This window comes from Roseateles sp. (genome assembly GCF_052436255.1).
In the GTDB taxonomy this organism is placed as follows: Bacteria; Pseudomonadota; Gammaproteobacteria; order Burkholderiales; family Burkholderiaceae_C; genus Pelomonas.
This window is the reverse complement of record NZ_JBQVNP010000120.1, coordinates 1-16,385: the sequence shown is the minus strand read 5'-3', so window position 1 is coordinate 16,385 and position 16,385 is coordinate 1. Positions and strand designations below refer to the sequence as shown.

Here is a 16,385-nt window from a genome sequence, read left to right as displayed (position 1 = left end):
GAGCTGTTGCGGCTCGACGATGGCACCCACTGCGAGGAGGCCAGCAGCCTGGCCGAACACAAGCTCAAGGACGTGCGCGAGAAGATGGCCGACTTGGCGCGCATGGAAACCGTGCTGTCTGAACTCGTGTGCGCCTGCCATTCGCGGCAGGGGAATGTTTCGTGTCCGCTGATTGCGTCGTTGCAAGGTGGAACGAGCTTGGCAGGGGCTTCCACAGCTTAGCGTGCTTTATTTTCCGTTTTCTGAGACGACCACAGATCAGAAAAGACTGTGCAGCCGACTCTTGATATTCCGTGCAGTCACCTTCTGAAAATGACATCCGGCGCGGGCGGCGCAGCTGCCAGCGCATTGGCCGTCGGCACGATCAGGGGCATCGATGTCGCCCAGCACATCCTGACCATCGAGCACCAGGCCATTCCCCGCATGAACATGTCGGGCATGACCATGGATTTCCCCGTGGAAAAAGGCCTCTCGACGGAGGGCTTGAGCATCGGTCAGCCGATCGCCTTCATCCTCAGTCCGTCGAGCGGCGGAGTGGCCATCAGCGAGGTGCAGCCCGTCCGTGTCTCGGGCGCCACGCCGGGCGCATCAGGGCCTCACCAGGACATGAAAGGCCATGACATGTCCGGCATGAAGATGAGCGGCATGGACAAAAAAATGATGGCCAAGTGCCACGAGATGATGATGAAGTCCAAATAAACATCGATTGACCGTCTCACCGCAGGCCGCCGAACGGTGGCCGCAAGCAATTTCCCCTAACTTGTATTGATCAGGAGTTCACATGAAAAAATTCGCATTCGCCTCTCTCGTCGCTGCCGCCTTGCTGCCCGCTGCCGTGCTGGCGCAGCAGAAGATGGACGACATGAAAGGCATGGACATGTCCAACATGAAAGACATGAACATGCCGAAGAAGGCCGGGGCCGCGAGTCAGACCACCCACATGGCCATGGGCGAAGTCAAGAGCGTCGACGTCAAGGGCCAGGTGGTCACCGTCGCGCACGAGCCGATCAAAACGCTCAGCTGGCCGGCGATGACCATGGGCTTCGTCGTCAAGGACAAGATGCTGATGGACAAGCTGGCCGTCGGCAAGAAGGTCCAGTTCGAGTTCGTTCAGGAGGACGGAAAATACGTCGTCACCTCGGTGAAATAAGAAAAAAGCGACCGAGCCGCGGCGCACCCCCTGGGCGCGCCGCGCGGACGCACAAGCGCCATGTCCGGTCGCCAGTCTCGCTGCGGCCGTCATTGCCGCCATGCCGCCTTCCGAGCGCCTGGGCGGACCGGGCACCGGACGAGCGTTCTGCCGCGTCAACCAGACGGTTCAAGGCGTGCGGGTCGAGGGATGCCCTGACGGCGCGGCGGGTCGTGCGGCGTCGCCTGCGGCCGAGCGCGTCGTCAGCATGCGGCCGGCCGCGTCGACCTTGACCATGCCCAGGCGCGGATGGCTCCAGTAGCGGGTCTTCCCCTGCTCGACCTGCACCTTGGCCGGCGACGCTTGATCGCGTGTTTCGGCTTCGTTGTCGGCGGGCGCGGCAAAAGACGCCGCGGAAGCCAGCGACAGTGCCGCGGCAAGGATGGATGCAAAAAGTTGGTTGGACATGGTCTGAACCCTCATCATTGGTTGTCGAAAACGCCAGCCAGAGCTGACGGCCTCACGCGGCCCGAAGCGGTCGGTGTGCGTCGTGATGAGGGAGAGTTTGAAAGCCGGCGAGGCACCAGAATCTGATGCTTCGATGACGTTTTTGTAATGTGGGAAGCCTCTGTCGGAAGCCCGCAAACCGTTCAAGAATATGAAAATCCTTCTGATCGAAGACGAAGCGAGTGCCGCCGCCTACCTGAAGCAAGGCCTCACCGAGAGCGGCTTCACGGCGGAGGTCGCCACCAATGGCAGCGACGGCCTGCACGCGGCCATGAACGGCGATCACGACCTCGTGGTGCTGGACGTGATGCTGCCCGGCATCGACGGCTTCGCGGTGCTGTCCGCGCTTCGAACATCCAAGCAGACGCCGGTGCTGATGCTGACGGCGCGTTCCAAGGTCGACGACAAGGTCAAGGGTTTCGATCTCGGCGCCGACGACTACCTGGTCAAGCCGTTCCAGTTTCCGGAGCTGCTGGCCAGAATCCGCGCGCTCCTCAAGCGCGGCACCAAGGTGGCGACCGACGACGTGCTGCGCATCGCGGACCTGGAGGTGGACTCCGTCAAGCACCGCGCCACCCGTGCAGGCCAGCGCATCGACTTGTCGGCCAAGGAGTTCGCCTTGCTGGTGCTGTTCGTGCGCAGGAGCGGCGAGGTGCTGTCCAGAACGCAGATCGCTTCGCTGGTCTGGGACATCAACTTCGATTCCGACACGAACGTCGTGGACGTGGCGGTGCGCCGGCTGCGCATCAAGATCGACGACCCCTTCGAGACGAAGCTGATCCACACCGTGCGGGGCGTGGGGTATGTCTTCGAGCACCGCCCATGAGGCTCAAAAGCCTGTCGGTGCGGCTCGCGCTGTGGGTCGGCCTGCTGGGCCTGCTGCAGGGCGCGGGCGTTCTGTGGTTCTCCTACCTCACGATGCAGCAGGAACTGGGCTCGCAGCGGCGGCTCGTGCTGCGTGACAAGGTCGACCACGCGCAGCAGTTGATCGGCGACATGCCGGACGATGCGGCCATTCGCGGCAAGGCCTTCGAGCTTGTGGACCTCGTCACCGGACATGCCGAGTTGCATCTGGCGATTGCGCGACAAGGGTCCACCGAGCCGACGGTCGCGTTCAGCCGTGAAGCCAGTGAATCGCTGAAGCGGTTGAAGGACGACATCTGGGGAACCGACGCATTCCTGGAGTGGCGCGCGGGAGAGAGCGGCGCGCCGATGCTGTCGCAGGCCGGAGCGGTGCAACTCAAGAGCGGTGAAGCCTACGAGATCGTCGTCACCGTCGACCGCAGTGAAGACCAGCGGCTGCTGCGCAATTTGCTGGTCACCGCGTTGACCGCGGCACCGTTCGGTTTGGCTGTGGTGATCGGCAGTGCGCTGGCCATCGTCATTTTTGGCCTGCGGCCGTTGCGGCGCTTCCAGAAGACCGCCACCGACATCACGGCCCGCAACCTCTCGGCGCGGATCGATTCGAGGGGCCTGCCCACCGAGCTGCAAGGCCTTGGTCACGCGTTCAATGCCATGCTGGAGCGCCTGGACGACGGCGTGCGCCGGTTGTCCGAGTTTTCGGAGGACCTGGCGCATGAGCTGCGCACGCCGCTGGCGACGCTGCTGGGGCGCACCCAGGTCGTGCTGTCGCAGCCCCGCACGGTCGAGCAACTGACGGATCTGCTTGAAAACAACGTCGACGAACTGCAGCGACTCAGCCGACTGGTGTCGGACATGCTGTTTCTGGCGCAGGCCGACAATGCGCAAACGGCCGTGGCGCGGCGCGATCTGGATCTGGCCGACCAGGCGCGCACCGTCGCCGAATTTCTGCAGTTGCTGGCCGATGAGCGCGGCATCAAGATCTCGGTGGCGGGCAGCGCGCGCGTGACCGCCGACGGCGGCCTGGTGCAGCGGGCGATCACCAACCTGCTGTCCAATGCCGTGCGTCATGGCGCGCAGGGAACGCCGGTGACCGTGACCGTATCCTCCGACGCGCTGAATGCGACCCTGGAGGTCGCGAATCAGGGTGGCCCGATTGCGCCCGGGCACCTGGAGCGGATTTTCGACCGCTTCTACCGCGTGGACAGCTCGCGGGCACGCGATTTGGGCGGCACCGGACTCGGGCTGGCGATCGTCAAGGCGATCATGGGACTCCATGGCGGGCGGGTGGCGGCCACCAGCAGTGGCAGCGGCGAAACGCGCTTCACGCTTTACTTTCCGCGCGGGGACCAGGAGCACTGAGGATGTCCGGGTTTCTGCATTTTGCATAGGAAGCCTGAGGCCCTCGTTCGCGCGGTGGTCGAGATGCCCAGGCTTGCCCCTTCGGGGGAATCGGCTGTCGTGATTCGAGTGCGGATGAGGAACGCCGGCAGGACGTCGGTGCCCGTTCATCCATCCCGCGAGACCCCTTGACCTTGACACGGTCGGAAGGTTGACACTGCCTTGAACCTTGAAACAGGAGCCCACCATGCATCAGCACCCCCACGCACCCGGCGCGACGCAATCCGATGAGCGCGCTCTTCAGCATCCCGGTGGGACGGACAGACCGCCTGTTGCGGGTGAGCATGCTCGTCATCACGGCAGTTCGACCCAGCATGCCGCAGATTCAGACATTGAGTACACCTGTCCCATGCACCCGCAGGTGCGGCAGTTGGGACCCGGAACCTGTCCGATCTGTGGGATGGCTCTGGAGCCGGTCGTCGCCGCACCGGGAACTGGGGAGAACCCAGAGCTGAGGGACATGAATCGTCGGTTCTGGGGTGGGCTGGCGCTCACCGTTCCGGTGGTCGTGCTCGAGATGGGCAGCCACTTCGTCAATCTGCAGAGCCTGATGAGCCAGCAGACATCGAACTGGCTGCAACTGCTGTTCGGCACACCGGTGGTGCTGTGGGCGGGCTGGCCGTTCTTCGCTCGGGGTTGGACCTCCGTGAAGACGCGCAACCTCAACATGTTCAGCCTCATTGCGCTGGGGGTCGGTGTCGCCTGGCTGTACAGCATGGTCGGCACGATCGCGCCACGGCTGTTTCCGTCGGCGCTGCGCACGGGGGATGGGGCCGTTCCGATCTACTTCGAAGCGGCCGCAGTCATCACCGTCCTGGTACTGCTGGGGCAGGTGCTGGAATTGCGGGCACGCGAAAAGACGTCGGGGGCAATACGTGCCTTGCTTGACCTCGCCCCGAAGACGGCCGTGCGCGTTGGAAGCGACGGATCCGACGAGACGGTGGGACTCGACGCTGTGCTCGTGGGCGAGCGGCTACGGGTGCGCCCGGGCGAGAAAGTGCCGGTCGACGGCGAGGTCGTGGAGGGCAAGGCGACGGTGGACGAGTCGATGGTCACCGGCGAGCCGATCCCGGTCGCCAAGGCGCCCGGTTCCAAGGTCACTGCCGGCACGCTCAACCAGACGGGCGGCTTCGTCATGCGGGCCGAAAAGGTGGGCGCGGACACCCTGCTGGCCCAGATTGTCCAGATGGTCGCTTCCGCCCAGCGCAGCCGCGCCCCGATCCAGCGGATGGCCGACCAGGTGGCGGGCTGGTTCGTACCGGTCGTGATCGTGATCGCGTTGCTGGCCTTTGGCGCCTGGCTGGTCTGGGGGCCCAGCCCTGCGTTCGCATATGCGATCGTCTCGGCCGTGGCGGTCCTCATCATCGCCTGCCCCTGCGCGCTGGGGTTGGCGACACCGATGTCCATCATGGTGGGCGTCGGCAAGGGCGCGCAGCACGGCGTGCTGATCCGGGATGCGGAGGCGCTGGAGCGCATGGAGAAGGTCGACACGCTGGTGATAGACAAGACGGGCACCTTGACGCAGGGGCGACCGAAAGTGGTGCGCGTCGAACCGGCGCCCGGCTTCGATGTCTCCGCGGTGCTTCAGAAGCTTGCCAGTGTGGAGCGCGCGAGCGAACACCCACTGGCCGCCGCTATCGTCGCCGAGGCCCAGGAGCGCCGACTGCCCTTGTCGCCGGTTCTGGACTTCGACTCGCCCGCCGGCAAGGGCGTGGTCGGCCTGGTCGATGGAGCGCGCGTGATCTGCGGGAGCGCAAAGTTTCTGGCGGAGAACGACGTCGATGTGAGCAGCCTGGCCGCGGTGGCGGATGGTGTGCGCGCGCAGGCGGCCACGGTCATTTTTGTGGGCATCGACGGCCGCCTGGCAGGCTTTGTCGGCATTGCCGATCCCATCAAGCCGAACACACCGCAAGCCATCGCCGCGCTGCGCCGCGAGGCCATCCGCGTGGTCATGCTTACCGGTGACGGCAAGACCACCGCCCAGGTCGTGGGGCGCGAGCTCGGCATCGACGAGGTCATTGCGGAGGTTCTGCCGCAGGACAAGGCCTCCGTCGTGCAGCGGCTGAAGGCCGAGGGCCGGGTGGTGGCCATGGCCGGCGATGGCGTCAATGACGCCCCGGCGCTGGCTGCAGCGGACGTGGGCATCGCCATGGGAACCGGCACCGACGTGGCCATGGAGAGTTCAGGCGTGACGCTGCTGCAGGGCGATCTCATGGGGATCGTGCGTGCGCGTCGCCTTTCGCAGGCGACGATGAAAAACATCCGGACCAACCTCTTTTTTGCCTTCTTCTACAACGTCGTCGGGATTCCGATCGCGGCTGGCGTGCTGTACCCGTTCTTCGGCATTCTCCTGTCGCCGGTGGTGGCGGCAGCGGCGATGGCGCTGTCGTCGGTGAGCGTGATCGCCAACTCGCTGCGTCTGCGAGCGAGCAAAGTGGCCGATTGACTGCTGTGGGGGGAGGAGGATCGGCGCGCCCATGAAGGCTTGGAGAATATGAAGAACGTGGCCGGAGAGCGCATGCGCAGCTTGGTCAGCTGCGGCCGGTGCGTTGCGCCTGAACCGGCGGGCATGGCACTGAGCCGAACGAACAGAACACGCAGCAGTCTCCGGGCTTCGCACGCAATACCACCTTGCAGCCGTCGCACTGGTAAAAGAAAAGGCAGGCGTCGGTCGGCATCTTTTCGCGCTTGGCATGACCGCAGTGCGGGCAGGTCAACAGCGAGTCGAACAGCATGGCGTTCATTGAGAAGTATGAAGTGAGCGTCGTGAGGGATCTGGCGTCAGATGGCCAGTGCGGGCACCCAGAAGAAATAGGCGTTGAGCATGTACAGGCCCATGAGAACGAGCGTGACGCCGCCGACGATGTCGAAGGCGCGCTGGTAGCGCGCAAAGGGCCGGAGTTTGTCCAGCCAGCCCATGGCACTGGCCCCCAAGGCGATCGGCACCGCGCGCCCAAGCGCAAAGGCCAGCAGCAGCAACGCCCCCCAAGCCGGCGAACCGACGCCGGCCACAACTCCGAGCAGCACGATCAGCGCCGGCGTGCACGAGGGGCAGATTGCGATCGCAAATGGAACACCCAGAACGAAGGCACCCCAGGGGCCGGCGGCACGCCTGGCGCGCAACGACAGGCCCCTGAACGGCATGCGGATCCACCCCGGCCACAGCAGGCCCATCAGGATGAGCCAGGGGCCGAGCACCAGACTCCATTGGCGCCCGAGCAGAGACTGCACACCCTTGCCACCGGCACCGGTTGCGGCACCCAGCAGCACATGCGTGAGCACCATGCCGGCGATGAACATGCCGCCGAACAGCAGCGCCTGGCGCGGCGCCCGTGCCTTGGTCACGTAGGCCAAGGAGACGGGGATGGCCGCCAAGGCGACCGGGTTGAAGCTGAAGAAAAAGCCGGTCAGGAAGCTGACGACGAGCGCCGCCATGCCAGCGTGCTGGACGGCCTGCTGAAACGCCTCGATGTCCATATCAACCCGCGCCCTGACGACGCGCGTGCATGGCTGCAGCGAGCGCGTCAGGCGTGGGGAGCGACGCAAACACCAGTTGGCCATCAATGGCCACCGCTGGCGGGCGGAGCACCCCCAGCTCGACGGCATAGTCGAGGGCCGCGAGGATGTCGAGTTCTTCCCACTCCACGGCCGGGTCGGCCTGCCGCGCCGCGGCGCGCAGGCTGTCCAGCTCGCGCTGGCACTTCGCGCAACCGGTGGCGTGCAGAACCTCGACCCTCATTTGGGGCGTCCTTGGGCGCTTCCGGACAGGGCCGCCAGGATCGAACAATCCTCCGCAGGCTGGGCGTCGTTGTCGCAGTCGGCGATGAGTTGGTCCAGGCCCTTGGACATCGCCTTCATGGCCTTGATGCGCGCTTCCAATTGGAGCTTCTTCTCGATGACCTTGGTCCGCACGTCGGCGCAGCACGAAGAAGGTTGGTCGCGCAACTGCAGCAGATCCTGGATCTCCGACAGCGTGAAGCCGCAGTGCTGGGCCTGCTTGATGAAGCGCAGCCGCTGCACCGCCGCTGGCTCGTACAGCCTGTAGCCGCTCTCGGTTTTCTTGGGCACCCGCATCAACCCCTCACGCTCGTAGAAGCGAACCGAATTGGCCGACACGTCAGCCAAGGCCGCAAGCTTGCCAACGGTCAGCCGCTCGGGCATGGAAGAGGACGAGGTCGCAGAGGCCATCCCCAGAGAATAGACCTTCGCCTTAGGGCGAAGGTCAAGCGACCTTTAACTTGACCTTGCCATCGTGACAAGGCTTAGGCTGCATGTGGCGACAAGGTCGCAATGGAGGTATTGCCATGAAGCAGAGATTCGACGCCAGCCAGAGCCTGGCGCAGGAGGTGCTGCAGCTCTACAAGCAGGCGGTGGCCGAACGGCGATGGGCGGTGGCCGAATTCCTGATGTGCGCGCTGGAGGAACTGGCGAAGTCCGAGCCGGCCTGTGAGGAGGCCGTCGAGCAGGCCTACTTGTGCATCAGCCAGCGCGCGCCGTCTTTCAAGGCTTGAAGCGGACTGCGGCTCGCGAGGAAGGGGCCGTTCTGGCTACCCCGTTCGGCAGCGTTGTTCACGACAAGAAGGCCGATGCCCATCGGTCGGCCATCCGGGACACCTGAGCCGGTACGCATTCGGGCACTGCACCGAGCGCGACGGGTTGTACATGACGAAACCGTCATAAGTCCGTCAGTCTGTTGTGGTGCCCCGATTTTTAGAGTTGCAACCGTGATGCAAGTCGGATGAGCGACAGCCAAGTCGATCACCGAAACGTGATGTGTCACTTAACTCTGAAGGAGCCTGAAATGAAAAAAATCCTCTTCGCCATTGGCGCCGCAACGCTGCTGTTCTCCGGTGCCTATGCACAAGGGCAGTCGCAGGAAGCGGCTCCGCCGACCGACACCAAACCGCAAGCCGTGGCCGAAGCCCGGAAGAACGCGAGGTTGCCGGGTGTCGTCCAGATCAAGGACGGCAGCACCGCCCTTGGTCAGGGCTCGGGCGTGTGGGAAACGGGCAAGCCCGCGATGGCTGGTGAAAACCGGAAGGTGGCGCGCGAGGCCCGCCCTCACCGGGACTCCACACAGGGCAGCACTCCGCAGGAATCGCGGTAAGGCCCATGGACGACTTCCCGTTCGTTGCACGGGTGTCGGCATCTGCCGGCTCCGCTAGCGTCAGGGCGCTTTAATCCGCGAATGCAGAGAGGGTCCGACCCTCTCGCGGCACCCCCCATTTCCTTGAAAGGATTGAGCCATGAAATGCGATTCGAAAACATTGATCAAGATTGCTGCCGGACTGGGCGTTGCCTTGGCGGTCGCGTACTTTGCATTGCCCGCATCCCATGGATTCATTTGGGCCGCAGCGCCTTTCCTGCTGTTCCTTGTCTGCCCGATCGCGATGATCTTCATGATGAAGAGCATGAACAGCAACACGAAGGACGAGAACGCCAAGGTGGAGGAAAGCAAAGTGAATTCCGTGGCGGCCGAGGCCAAGTCGGACAAGACCTGACGCCAAGCAATCAGATCCCGCCGGTACCCGGCGTCGTTGTTCGACTCGCTGGCGTAGCTCGGCCAACCACGCCGCCGCGTCAGCTGGTCCAGTCTGACCTTCTTGCAGCGATTGTTGGATACTGGACAGATCCTGTAAGCGCTGGGGGCCACGTTGCTGGATAAACCATCGTCCGACTTCAAGGATTACATCGACGAAATCCTACGCAAGGTCGGGCGCAACATGCGACTACGGGCTGCGCCAGCCGACCCGGTGCCCGGCCGCCGTCGCATCGTGACGGGCATCGTCTTCGGTATGCAAGTAAATGCTGGTCGTACTGATGTTGGCGTGGCCCAGGTTGTCGCGGACCATCTTGAGGTCGACTTTTTCGCTCAGATGGCTTCCGGCGGTGTGACGAATCCAGTGCGTCGACGCCTGCTCGAGGTGGGTTGCCGCGGCTTCGAAGTCAGGACCACGCTGTCGCAGCGCGGCCGCGGCAGCGTGCATCACTCCCTTGACGAGCTCGTGAATGGCGCTTCGTGCCATCGGCCTGATCGGGGCGATCAGGGTCATCACCAACGGCGTGCCTTCGCCCTCCTGTGGAAGCGCGCTTAACGCATGGGCCTTGCGGTAGCGCATCAACTCGGCCATCAATTCGCCCGTGGCCGGCACCAGGCGGGTCTTGCTGCCCTTGCCGGTGATCTCGAGCCACCAGCGCTCGCGCCCATCGGTGCCGCGCCGGCTGAAGAATCCGCCCATGCCGGCGTCGCGGATCTCGGACACGCGCAGCCCACCGATGTAGAGCAGCGAAAACAGCCACCGGCAGCGCGCTGCATGCAGCCTCTCACGCTCACTATCGACGGGCATCGCTTCGATCGCGGCTTTCACCAGGTCCCAGTGCTCCTGTGGCAGGAAGCGGCTCACCCGAGGGGCGGCCTGCCGACGCTTGCGCCGGCTCAGCGCCAACGGGTTGCCGGCCAAGTGGCCGGCCTCCACGAGCCATGAGAACATGGCGTTGAGGATCGACAGCGCTTGGCGCAGGCTCGAAGGCCCCAGCGGGCCGGCAAAGGGGCGCCAGCGCGGGGAGTTGCGTCCCGGCTTCTGGCCCGGCTCCATGACCCAGCGCTCGGCCGGCTGCGGGTCCCCGAGGAAGCGCTGGTAGAGCAGCAGATCTTCGTGCGTGAGATCCGAGAGGGCCGCGCCGCGCTGCAGGATGCACCACAGCAGCAGGCGTTCGGCCTCCTTGCGGTAGCTGGCGAGCGTGGCGGGTGAATCGGCGTAGCGGGCCAGCCAGGCCAGAACCGCCGAGCGGTCATCGAATGCGGCCAACTGCGATCGCGAGCTGGCGCGATTGCGGCCGCCGCTGCCATCCAGGTGGGTCGGCACCATCATCTGATCCAGGCTGACGAGGGCATTCATGCGGAGCTACGCGCAAAAGGAGGACATCGCCATGATTATGGACATTAGAAAGATTATGTCCATAGATTGACTTTTGATTCATTGAATTTAACGTATTACGTTGTATTATTTATCAATGAACACTGAAATCGAACTCCAGAGCGACATCGAGGCCCTCAGGGGGCGGTTCTCGGAAACAAAAGACCTCTATCGCGAGGTTTGCGCGTTGCTGTTCTTCCGCTATGGCATCACTCCCACGGCGAGCAAGCTGTACCAGTTCGTTCGCAAGGGCTCGATGAGTGCGCCGGCGGAGGCACTGGCCAGGTTCTGGGAGGACCTGCGCAGCAAGGCGCGTGTCGAAATCGATCATCCGGATCTGCCACCGGCGCTCAAGGCGACGGCGGCTGAGGCCATAGCCGCGTTGTGGCAGCAGGCCACGGCTGCCGCGCGCAACGAACTCGCAGCGCTGCGCCTGGAGGATCAGGCCGCGGTCGAGCAAGCCCAGGGGGAGGAAACCCGGGCCCGCCAGGCGGCAGCAGAGGCACTGGTCAGCGTCGAAACCCTGCGTCCGCAACTGAGCGCAGCGCAGGAATCGCTCCAGCAACGGCAAACCGACCTGGAGGCCGAGCGGCGTGCCCATGCCGGCGCCGTGGCTAGGCTGCAGGAGTTGCAGCGGCACCTCGAGGAGGCGCGCCAACAGCAGGAGCGGGTTCGGGCGGATTTCAGCGCCGAGTTGGGCAAGGTGCGGGAGGCGGTTGCCGTCGCGAACGGTCGAGCGGATGCCGCAGAGCGGCGCGCGCTGCTGGAGATCGACCAGGAGCGTCAGGCCCGGATCAAGGTCGACAAGCAGCTCGAGGCGCTGCGCGGCCAATTGGCGCAGACCGAAGGCCGCCATCGCGAGAGCCTGTTGGCGCAGGCCGACGCCGTCACGCGGCTGCGGGTCAAGGCCGATGCGGCCGAGGATTCGCAGCGGGAACTGACGGCCCGCAATCGCAGCCTCGTTGATGATCTTCAGGCGACGCGGGAACGGCTCGCGGTGGCGCAGCAAGAGGCAACGCAGTGCCGAGCCGAAGCACAGACGCTGCGTGCGCTGCTGGAGCGGCTCTCGCCACCGGAACCGGTGCCAGAGGCGCCGGCCTCGAAGGTCGCCAAGCCCGGCGCGCGAAAGGCACGATAGACAAATGAATGCGGCGTACGCGCCGGCCTGGACTCACGAGTCGGCAGCCGCGGCCGCCTTGCGCAGGGCACGCAGTTCCAGGCGTGCAGACTCGCGGATTTCATCCCGGTCCAGTTCGACGGCGGTGTCGTCGACCCAGGTTTCCCAGAGGCTTTCGAGCCAGGCCTGCCGGGTGCTGAACGCTTCGACGGCGTAGTCGAGCCAACTGGCATACCCAGGGGGCGGTGGTAACGGTTTTTGAATGGTGAAGAGGAATTCTCCTTGGTGGTGTGCTGCAATGCTGAGATCATCCGAGGGGACAGACGGTGTTTCGGCAAGTCGGGCCGGAACAGCCATTTTGGGGCCATGGACTCGCAACGAGGAAACCCACAATGATCGGCTGGTGGATAGTTGTCGCGGCCCAGACGCCCGAGGAGCGCGACCGATCTCTCGATCGCAAGGAAGCCGTGCTGGCCAACTGGGAAGTTGGTCCAGGCGGCATTGATTGGCTTCAGCAACTCGTCAGAGAAGGCAAGGCCACCTGGCTGGCCTTCAACGGCTATCCGAACCGCTACACCGCGAAAGCGGGCGATGTGCTGCCGCTGCTGGCTGGTGGTCCACCGGCGCACCGAGGCCCCGCGATCATCGGTGACGACTACGTCATGCCGGCGAACTGGAAGGGCGACGCGATCTTCCACCCGGACAAGATCGCAACCTGTCCGCCCGACCAGCCACTGACCATCGATGCCTGGGATCTGTCCTGAGACCTCCTGCAGGCCCATGAAATAACGTCCACGCAGTTGAGCACGGCATTTCGCTCCCGGACCTCATCACGGCCGATCAAGCGTCGACGTAGCCGGTTGTTCGGTGTCGCGGAGCGTTTCAGGAGGAAAATCATGGGCATGACCAAGAAGGCAAGTCAACAGAAGGTCCCGCACCCCGCTTCGCGGCCGCAGGTTCGCGGCGTCTCGACCCGATCCCGAATCGATGAGCATGCGCTGGAGAAACTGCTTGAACGGTTCGATCCAAAGCTGCACGGTGGAGAGGTGATGGCTTGGCATCCTGTTGGGGTTGAGGTGTTGCCATGACCACAAAGGAGGAGCGCCGCGATGCAATGGCTCAGGCGCTTGCAAACACGCGGATTGCGGGCCACGAACCCAAGCCGCGATTTCTGGCGGACGTCGCGGCGGTGGTTGAGGGCACGATGGCCGTACGTGCCAGCGCGGCAAGGGCTCGAAGTCGCAATGGATCGGAGCCGCTCGGGCCCTCCAAGGCATAGAGAACCGCTTACGCGAGGATCGAGAGGGGGCCGATTCCGCGTGGACGAGCGCGGCGTGCATAAGCCAACTGTCTTTAATGACTTTGACGCTTATGAGCTAAAACTGGCCGTATCCTGGCTTAGCCTCGTCCGGTGAGCGCGTTGCGCTCCATGAACAGCGCGCGCTCGAAAAGCTCCGGGTATTCAGCAGCCAGCCAGTACAGCTCCCAGTGCTTGCTCGCCGGACAATAGAAGCACGCCGACTTGATCGGCACCATGTCTGCACCGAGAGCGAGGGCGATGGCTCGGACGCAATCGCGCCGAGTCCAGCGCACGAGCTGGAGCGGATAGGCGTAGTCGAAATCAGCGTCAGCCATCTTGACGGCGCGCGAGCGTCGAAGGTCTGCTTTGCCGCAGTCGTATCCGATCAACTTCGTGATCCGCTCGCCCGAGGCCTGCGCGGCAAGCCATACAGGGTGTGGAGGCCGCGCACCCGGCCCTGATTTCGCGCCCTTGAGAAACTGGTCTTGGGGGATTTGCTTCCACTTAATGCTGCACGACTTCATTCCGAAGGCAAGCGATGGGAGCGTTTCATTCTTGATGCAGTTGCCGTAGAGGTCTGCGTACCCGGTCGAGGCCATCGGCACCTTCTTGCATACGTCGATGAGCGGCCATCCCCATTCGGCGAGGACAACATTCATCTTTTCAACGTGAAGAAGCGTGACATTCTTCTCCCCCCCAGTGTCGGCAAAGGTCAATACGTCAGGCCGTATTCCAGCCTCGTGAAGCGCGACAAGCATCGCGGTGGAGTCAACGCCAGCACCGAAGCAAATCGAAATGATTTTTCCTGCGAGGGCGGTGCGAAGCGCTTGCCGCTGTGCTTCGGTTAGCACAGCGGCGCGAGAGGATGCGACGGCTGGCGTCATGCGGCCTGCCGCAGGGCGGTCAAGAGATCGGCCATGACGGGCGGGCAAACACCGTTGCCAAGCAAGTGCATCGCCGCCCGCTTCACCTTCGGGAGGGCGTAGTCCTCGCGCATGCCCATGACAGCCTTCGCCTCGTGGATTTGAAGCATGCGCATGCGGTCGCCGTCGATGACCGCCCAGCGGTCAACAGTGGTCAAGGACCCGATGGGGCGGTGAATGCTTCGGCCGGTCAGGCCGCTGCCCTTGGAGTAATAGGGCGTGACGAAGCGGTCACCGAATGCCGCACGACCCGCAGCAATCCGGCGAATGGTGGCCGGCTTGCGCTTCGGCGTGATGATGGGACTCCAGTTCGGGTAGTCCCAATCGATCACGTTGGCCACCGGCTGGTGTTCGCGCTTTGGCAAACGAAGCTGGATCGGCGACTTTGACCGGCTGCAAACCAAAAACAGGCGCTCGCGGTTCTGAGGCACGCCGTGGTCGGCTGCGTCGAGGACGTAGCGGGCGATGGAATAGCCGAGGCGGCGCATCGCGTCTTCCCACGCGGGGAACAACACCCACGAGGTCATGGCGGGGACGTTCTCGGTGACACAGAATGCTGGCCGGTGGTACTCGGCGCACTGCACGACGGCCCATGCAGTGTTGCGCGTCATGTCGTGATGGGGTCGATCTTTGCCGCGTGCCGGGGTGTGACCGGTGCAGGATGGGGACGCGATCTGAAGGTCGTGCGAAGGCACAAGGCCCCAGTCCTGCTGATTCACGTCTTGGCACGAGTGCTCGATGTCGGGGTGGTTGACCGAATGGAAGTGCACCGCGACAGGCGAGTGGTTCGCGGCCCACTTCACCCGGACACCGGCTAACCGGGCGCCTTCGCTGGAGCCGCCGACGCCGGCGAAAAGGTCGATGGCGTCAAAGGTAGACAGGGCGTTCATGCTTCGGCCCCTTCTTCCGAGATTCCGTCCTCGGCCCATTCCTCTTCCTCATCCTCCGGTACAGCGCCTTCCTCCTCGTCGCGCGATGCGCAGTGGAAGCCAGTCGCGTTGTCGTCATAGAAGATCGTTTCGCCGGTCAGCACGGCGAGGTGTCCGCGAACGCGAACCACCAACCCGCGACGATCGCCACGCTCGGTGCGGCCTTCGTCCCATGCCTTGACTTGGGTCCGGTAGCTGTAGGTCGGACCGTTCCAATCGGCCATCGAGCAGAACGCCCAGCCGCCGCATTCGCTATAGGTGCCGTAACTCATGCCACCGTCGTTGATGTACTCGCGGCCCTCGTGCATGAATACCGGCACGCTCGCGATGCCTTCATTCGATTCAGCGATCTTGTCGGCACAGTAGGTGCCAGCGAAGACCGACTCGGGGACTTTCACGACCCGACGGTCATCGCGATAACTAGGCAAGAAAAAAGAGTCGCGCCACGGGTAGTAGTCGATTCCGATGTTGTCAGCTGCCCACTGGTGGACCACCACAGAGCCCAAGCCCGGCACATACATCGCATGGACAGTCATCCGCTTCTCGGTCAGCGTCTTGAATTCGGCGCCCGGCACGGGGCACTCGCGGGCGATGCACGCAGCTTGGAAGGCTTCGATCAGCGAGGCCTCGGCAGGCACGTCTACGCGCCACAGGTGATAGGCTCCCGTGCGCTCGCACGCCTCCAGCATCTTGGCGTGTTCGTCCTTGGCGGCTTCGAGCGCGCCGCCGAACAGAACAGCCAATGCACCCGACAGCGCAGGCAACACCAGTGCTGCGCGCTCGAAGATGGCATTGAATTCGTCGGTGGTGTACTCCGGGTCCAGCCAGCCACCCAAAGGCAGTTCGGCGTAAGCAGGTTCCGCCATGTCGGCGAAGTCGAATCCGAATTGGTCGCTCATGTGATGCTCCCGTAGTTGCTCGATTCAGGCGCTATGCGCCGATGCGGGGGCAACCGACACGTTCCACCACTGCCGACCATCGAACGCCATTCCGATCCGGCTCCCGTTCATCACGACGACCCGCGTTTCCCTTGCTGCTGTTTGGTGAGTCTGGGGTGCGAGGAACTGCGCTTGGGAGGCGTTGCCGGTGCTTCGGATGTCGTGTGCGCTCGTATTGGTCATGGTGGTGCCCTCGTTGGTGGTTGAGAAAATCTGCTGTTCGGAGCCGTCTGACGCATAAAGAGACCTGGCGGGCAGGGCAGAGGGGCGCGCACAGAGGCCGCATGCCCGCAGCGAAGCGGAGGGACCGGGCGAGTACGCGAGCGAAGCGGTACCCGGCGCCCTGACGGGCAGGGCTATGCG

At 64.1% G+C, this 16,385-nt stretch carries 23 protein-coding genes; 12 read left to right on the top strand and 11 right to left on the bottom strand.

The genetic code is table 11. The features are described 5' to 3' along the window. The 3 genes from ACT6S0_RS21010 to ACT6S0_RS21000 form a co-directional block, all read left to right on the top strand. Positions 1-222, top strand: a 222-nt coding sequence (locus ACT6S0_RS21010; RefSeq protein WP_444765717.1) for a MerR family DNA-binding protein, incomplete at its 5' end; no start/stop codon positions are given. 48 nt (positions 223-270) lie between these two features. Beyond that, entirely contained in the window at positions 271-699 is a 429-nt protein-coding gene (locus ACT6S0_RS21005) for a copper-binding protein (RefSeq protein ID WP_444765716.1), read from the top strand. A gap of 82 nt (positions 700-781) precedes the next feature. Beyond that, on the top strand, positions 782-1,150 hold the full coding sequence (locus tag ACT6S0_RS21000; protein WP_260668629.1) for a copper-binding protein: 369 nt from the start codon (positions 782-784) through the stop codon (positions 1,148-1,150). A gap of 168 nt (positions 1,151-1,318) precedes the next feature. Here the strand turns inward: ACT6S0_RS21000 and ACT6S0_RS20995 are convergent, their stop codons facing one another. Beyond that, complete coding sequence (locus ACT6S0_RS20995) at positions 1,319-1,783, bottom strand: hypothetical protein (protein ID WP_444765715.1); 465 nt, start codon at positions 1,781-1,783, stop codon at positions 1,319-1,321. 4 nt (positions 1,784-1,787) lie between these two features. Between ACT6S0_RS20995 and ACT6S0_RS20990 the strand changes: the two genes are divergently transcribed. The 3 genes from ACT6S0_RS20990 to ACT6S0_RS20980 all read left to right on the top strand — a co-directional run bounded on the left by ACT6S0_RS20990 (position 1,788) and on the right by ACT6S0_RS20980 (position 6,344). Continuing rightward, positions 1,788-2,462, top strand: coding sequence for a heavy metal response regulator transcription factor (locus ACT6S0_RS20990; protein ID WP_444765714.1), 675 nt, complete (start codon positions 1,788-1,790; stop codon positions 2,460-2,462). Then, positions 2,459-3,859 (top strand): heavy metal sensor histidine kinase, encoded by a 1,401-nt coding sequence (locus tag ACT6S0_RS20985; RefSeq protein ID WP_260668626.1) that lies wholly within the window; start codon positions 2,459-2,461, stop codon positions 3,857-3,859. The genes ACT6S0_RS20990 and ACT6S0_RS20985 overlap by 4 nt, the downstream gene beginning before the upstream one ends. A gap of 226 nt (positions 3,860-4,085) precedes the next feature. Then, positions 4,086-6,344, top strand: coding sequence for a copper-transporting P-type ATPase (locus ACT6S0_RS20980; protein WP_409557854.1), 2,259 nt, complete (start codon positions 4,086-4,088; stop codon positions 6,342-6,344). Positions 6,345-6,429: 85 nt separating this feature from the next. Here ACT6S0_RS20980 and ACT6S0_RS20975 read toward each other — a convergent pair whose 3' ends face one another. Genes ACT6S0_RS20975 through ACT6S0_RS20960 form a run of 4 tightly spaced genes read right to left on the bottom strand, consistent with a single transcriptional unit; the run spans position 6,430 to position 8,086 of the window. Beyond that, on the bottom strand, positions 6,430-6,642 hold the full coding sequence (locus ACT6S0_RS20975; protein ID WP_444765713.1) for a GDCCVxC domain-containing (seleno)protein: 213 nt from the start codon (positions 6,640-6,642) through the stop codon (positions 6,430-6,432). Positions 6,643-6,679: 37 nt separating this feature from the next. After that, positions 6,680-7,333, bottom strand: a complete 654-nt coding sequence (locus tag ACT6S0_RS20970) for a cytochrome c biogenesis CcdA family protein (protein WP_444765712.1) — start codon at positions 7,331-7,333, stop codon at positions 6,680-6,682. 43 nt (positions 7,334-7,376) lie between these two features. Then, the gene (locus ACT6S0_RS20965; RefSeq protein ID WP_260668623.1) at positions 7,377-7,637 is read right to left on the bottom strand and encodes a thioredoxin family protein; all 261 of its coding nucleotides are present in this window, start codon (positions 7,635-7,637) and stop codon (positions 7,377-7,379) included. Further along, entirely contained in the window at positions 7,634-8,086 is a 453-nt protein-coding gene (locus ACT6S0_RS20960) for a heavy metal-responsive transcriptional regulator (RefSeq protein ID WP_444765711.1), read from the bottom strand. The genes ACT6S0_RS20965 and ACT6S0_RS20960 overlap by 4 nt, the downstream gene beginning before the upstream one ends. Before the next feature lie 116 nt (positions 8,087-8,202). Here ACT6S0_RS20960 and ACT6S0_RS20955 point away from each other — a divergent pair, with 116 nt between their 5' ends. From ACT6S0_RS20955 to ACT6S0_RS20945, 3 genes are all read left to right on the top strand, one after another. Beyond that, positions 8,203-8,409, top strand: coding sequence for a hypothetical protein (locus ACT6S0_RS20955; protein WP_260668621.1), 207 nt, complete (start codon positions 8,203-8,205; stop codon positions 8,407-8,409). A 290-nt stretch (positions 8,410-8,699) separates the two neighbouring features. Beyond that, positions 8,700-9,005 carry a hypothetical protein gene (locus ACT6S0_RS20950; RefSeq protein WP_260668620.1) on the top strand — a complete coding sequence of 102 codons (306 nt, stop codon included), beginning with the start codon at positions 8,700-8,702 and terminating at the stop codon, positions 9,003-9,005. A 139-nt stretch (positions 9,006-9,144) separates the two neighbouring features. Then, complete coding sequence (locus ACT6S0_RS20945) at positions 9,145-9,399, top strand: DUF2933 domain-containing protein (RefSeq protein WP_260668619.1); 255 nt, start codon at positions 9,145-9,147, stop codon at positions 9,397-9,399. Between the two features lie 228 nt (positions 9,400-9,627). Here ACT6S0_RS20945 and ACT6S0_RS20940 read toward each other — a convergent pair whose 3' ends face one another. Further along, positions 9,628-10,797, bottom strand: coding sequence for a tyrosine-type recombinase/integrase (locus tag ACT6S0_RS20940; RefSeq protein WP_260668618.1), 1,170 nt, complete (start codon positions 10,795-10,797; stop codon positions 9,628-9,630). A gap of 115 nt (positions 10,798-10,912) precedes the next feature. On the opposite strand from ACT6S0_RS20940, the gene ACT6S0_RS20935 reads away from it, so the two are divergent. Then, a complete protein-coding gene (locus ACT6S0_RS20935; RefSeq protein ID WP_298703847.1) occupies positions 10,913-11,953 on the top strand; it encodes a DNA-binding protein in 1,041 nt (346 codons plus the stop codon). Between the two features lie 33 nt (positions 11,954-11,986). Here ACT6S0_RS20935 and ACT6S0_RS20930 read toward each other — a convergent pair whose 3' ends face one another. After that, positions 11,987-12,289, bottom strand: a complete 303-nt coding sequence (locus ACT6S0_RS20930; RefSeq protein WP_273624006.1) for a hypothetical protein — start codon at positions 12,287-12,289, stop codon at positions 11,987-11,989. A 35-nt stretch (positions 12,290-12,324) separates the two neighbouring features. On the opposite strand from ACT6S0_RS20930, the gene ACT6S0_RS20925 reads away from it, so the two are divergent. Then, positions 12,325-12,696, top strand: a complete 372-nt coding sequence (locus tag ACT6S0_RS20925) for a hypothetical protein (RefSeq protein WP_273624005.1) — start codon at positions 12,325-12,327, stop codon at positions 12,694-12,696. Between the two features lie 132 nt (positions 12,697-12,828). Continuing rightward, positions 12,829-13,020, top strand: a complete 192-nt coding sequence (locus ACT6S0_RS20920) for a hypothetical protein (protein ID WP_273624004.1) — start codon at positions 12,829-12,831, stop codon at positions 13,018-13,020. Positions 13,021-13,330: 310 nt separating this feature from the next. Here ACT6S0_RS20920 and ACT6S0_RS20915 read toward each other — a convergent pair whose 3' ends face one another. From ACT6S0_RS20915 to ACT6S0_RS20900, 4 genes are all read right to left on the bottom strand, one after another. After that, on the bottom strand, positions 13,331-14,116 hold the full coding sequence (locus ACT6S0_RS20915; RefSeq protein ID WP_444765710.1) for a hypothetical protein: 786 nt from the start codon (positions 14,114-14,116) through the stop codon (positions 13,331-13,333). Beyond that, a complete protein-coding gene (locus ACT6S0_RS20910) occupies positions 14,113-15,045 on the bottom strand; it encodes a DNA cytosine methyltransferase (RefSeq protein WP_444765709.1) in 933 nt (310 codons plus the stop codon). The genes ACT6S0_RS20915 and ACT6S0_RS20910 overlap by 4 nt, the downstream gene beginning before the upstream one ends. Then, positions 15,042-15,983, bottom strand: coding sequence for a hypothetical protein (locus ACT6S0_RS20905; RefSeq protein WP_444765708.1), 942 nt, complete (start codon positions 15,981-15,983; stop codon positions 15,042-15,044). Before ACT6S0_RS20905 ends, ACT6S0_RS20910 begins: the two co-directional genes overlap by 4 nt. Positions 15,984-16,007: 24 nt before the next feature. Then, positions 16,008-16,385: hypothetical protein (locus tag ACT6S0_RS20900; protein WP_444765707.1), on the bottom strand; the 378-nt coding region annotated here is incomplete at its 5' end.

Coding starts and splice junctions, on each gene's coding strand:
- ACT6S0_RS21000 (WP_260668629.1), top strand. CDS start 782: ATGAAAAAATTCGCATTCGCCTCTCTCGTCGCTGCCGCCTTGCTGCCC.
- ACT6S0_RS20910 (WP_444765709.1), bottom strand. CDS start 15,045: ATGAACGCCCTGTCTACCTTTGACGCCATCGACCTTTTCGCCGGCGTC.
- ACT6S0_RS20935 (WP_298703847.1), top strand. CDS start 10,913: ATGAACACTGAAATCGAACTCCAGAGCGACATCGAGGCCCTCAGGGGG.
- ACT6S0_RS20965 (WP_260668623.1), bottom strand. CDS start 7,637: ATGAGGGTCGAGGTTCTGCACGCCACCGGTTGCGCGAAGTGCCAGCGC.
- ACT6S0_RS20975 (WP_444765713.1), bottom strand. CDS start 6,642: ATGAACGCCATGCTGTTCGACTCGCTGTTGACCTGCCCGCACTGCGGT.
- ACT6S0_RS20955 (WP_260668621.1), top strand. CDS start 8,203: ATGAAGCAGAGATTCGACGCCAGCCAGAGCCTGGCGCAGGAGGTGCTG.
- ACT6S0_RS20930 (WP_273624006.1), bottom strand. CDS start 12,289: ATGGCTGTTCCGGCCCGACTTGCCGAAACACCGTCTGTCCCCTCGGAT.
- ACT6S0_RS20950 (WP_260668620.1), top strand. CDS start 8,700: ATGAAAAAAATCCTCTTCGCCATTGGCGCCGCAACGCTGCTGTTCTCC.
- ACT6S0_RS20915 (WP_444765710.1), bottom strand. CDS start 14,116: ATGACGCCAGCCGTCGCATCCTCTCGCGCCGCTGTGCTAACCGAAGCA.
- ACT6S0_RS20970 (WP_444765712.1), bottom strand. CDS start 7,333: ATGGCGGCGCTCGTCGTCAGCTTCCTGACCGGCTTTTTCTTCAGCTTC.
- ACT6S0_RS20985 (WP_260668626.1), top strand. CDS start 2,459: ATGAGGCTCAAAAGCCTGTCGGTGCGGCTCGCGCTGTGGGTCGGCCTG.
- ACT6S0_RS20940 (WP_260668618.1), bottom strand. CDS start 10,797: ATGAATGCCCTCGTCAGCCTGGATCAGATGATGGTGCCGACCCACCTG.
- ACT6S0_RS20905 (WP_444765708.1), bottom strand. CDS start 15,983: ATGAGCGACCAATTCGGATTCGACTTCGCCGACATGGCGGAACCTGCT.
- ACT6S0_RS20990 (WP_444765714.1), top strand. CDS start 1,788: ATGAAAATCCTTCTGATCGAAGACGAAGCGAGTGCCGCCGCCTACCTG.
- ACT6S0_RS20925 (WP_273624005.1), top strand. CDS start 12,325: ATGATCGGCTGGTGGATAGTTGTCGCGGCCCAGACGCCCGAGGAGCGC.
- ACT6S0_RS20960 (WP_444765711.1), bottom strand. CDS start 8,086: ATGGCCTCTGCGACCTCGTCCTCTTCCATGCCCGAGCGGCTGACCGTT.
- ACT6S0_RS20920 (WP_273624004.1), top strand. CDS start 12,829: ATGGGCATGACCAAGAAGGCAAGTCAACAGAAGGTCCCGCACCCCGCT.
- ACT6S0_RS20945 (WP_260668619.1), top strand. CDS start 9,145: ATGAAATGCGATTCGAAAACATTGATCAAGATTGCTGCCGGACTGGGC.
- ACT6S0_RS20980 (WP_409557854.1), top strand. CDS start 4,086: ATGCATCAGCACCCCCACGCACCCGGCGCGACGCAATCCGATGAGCGC.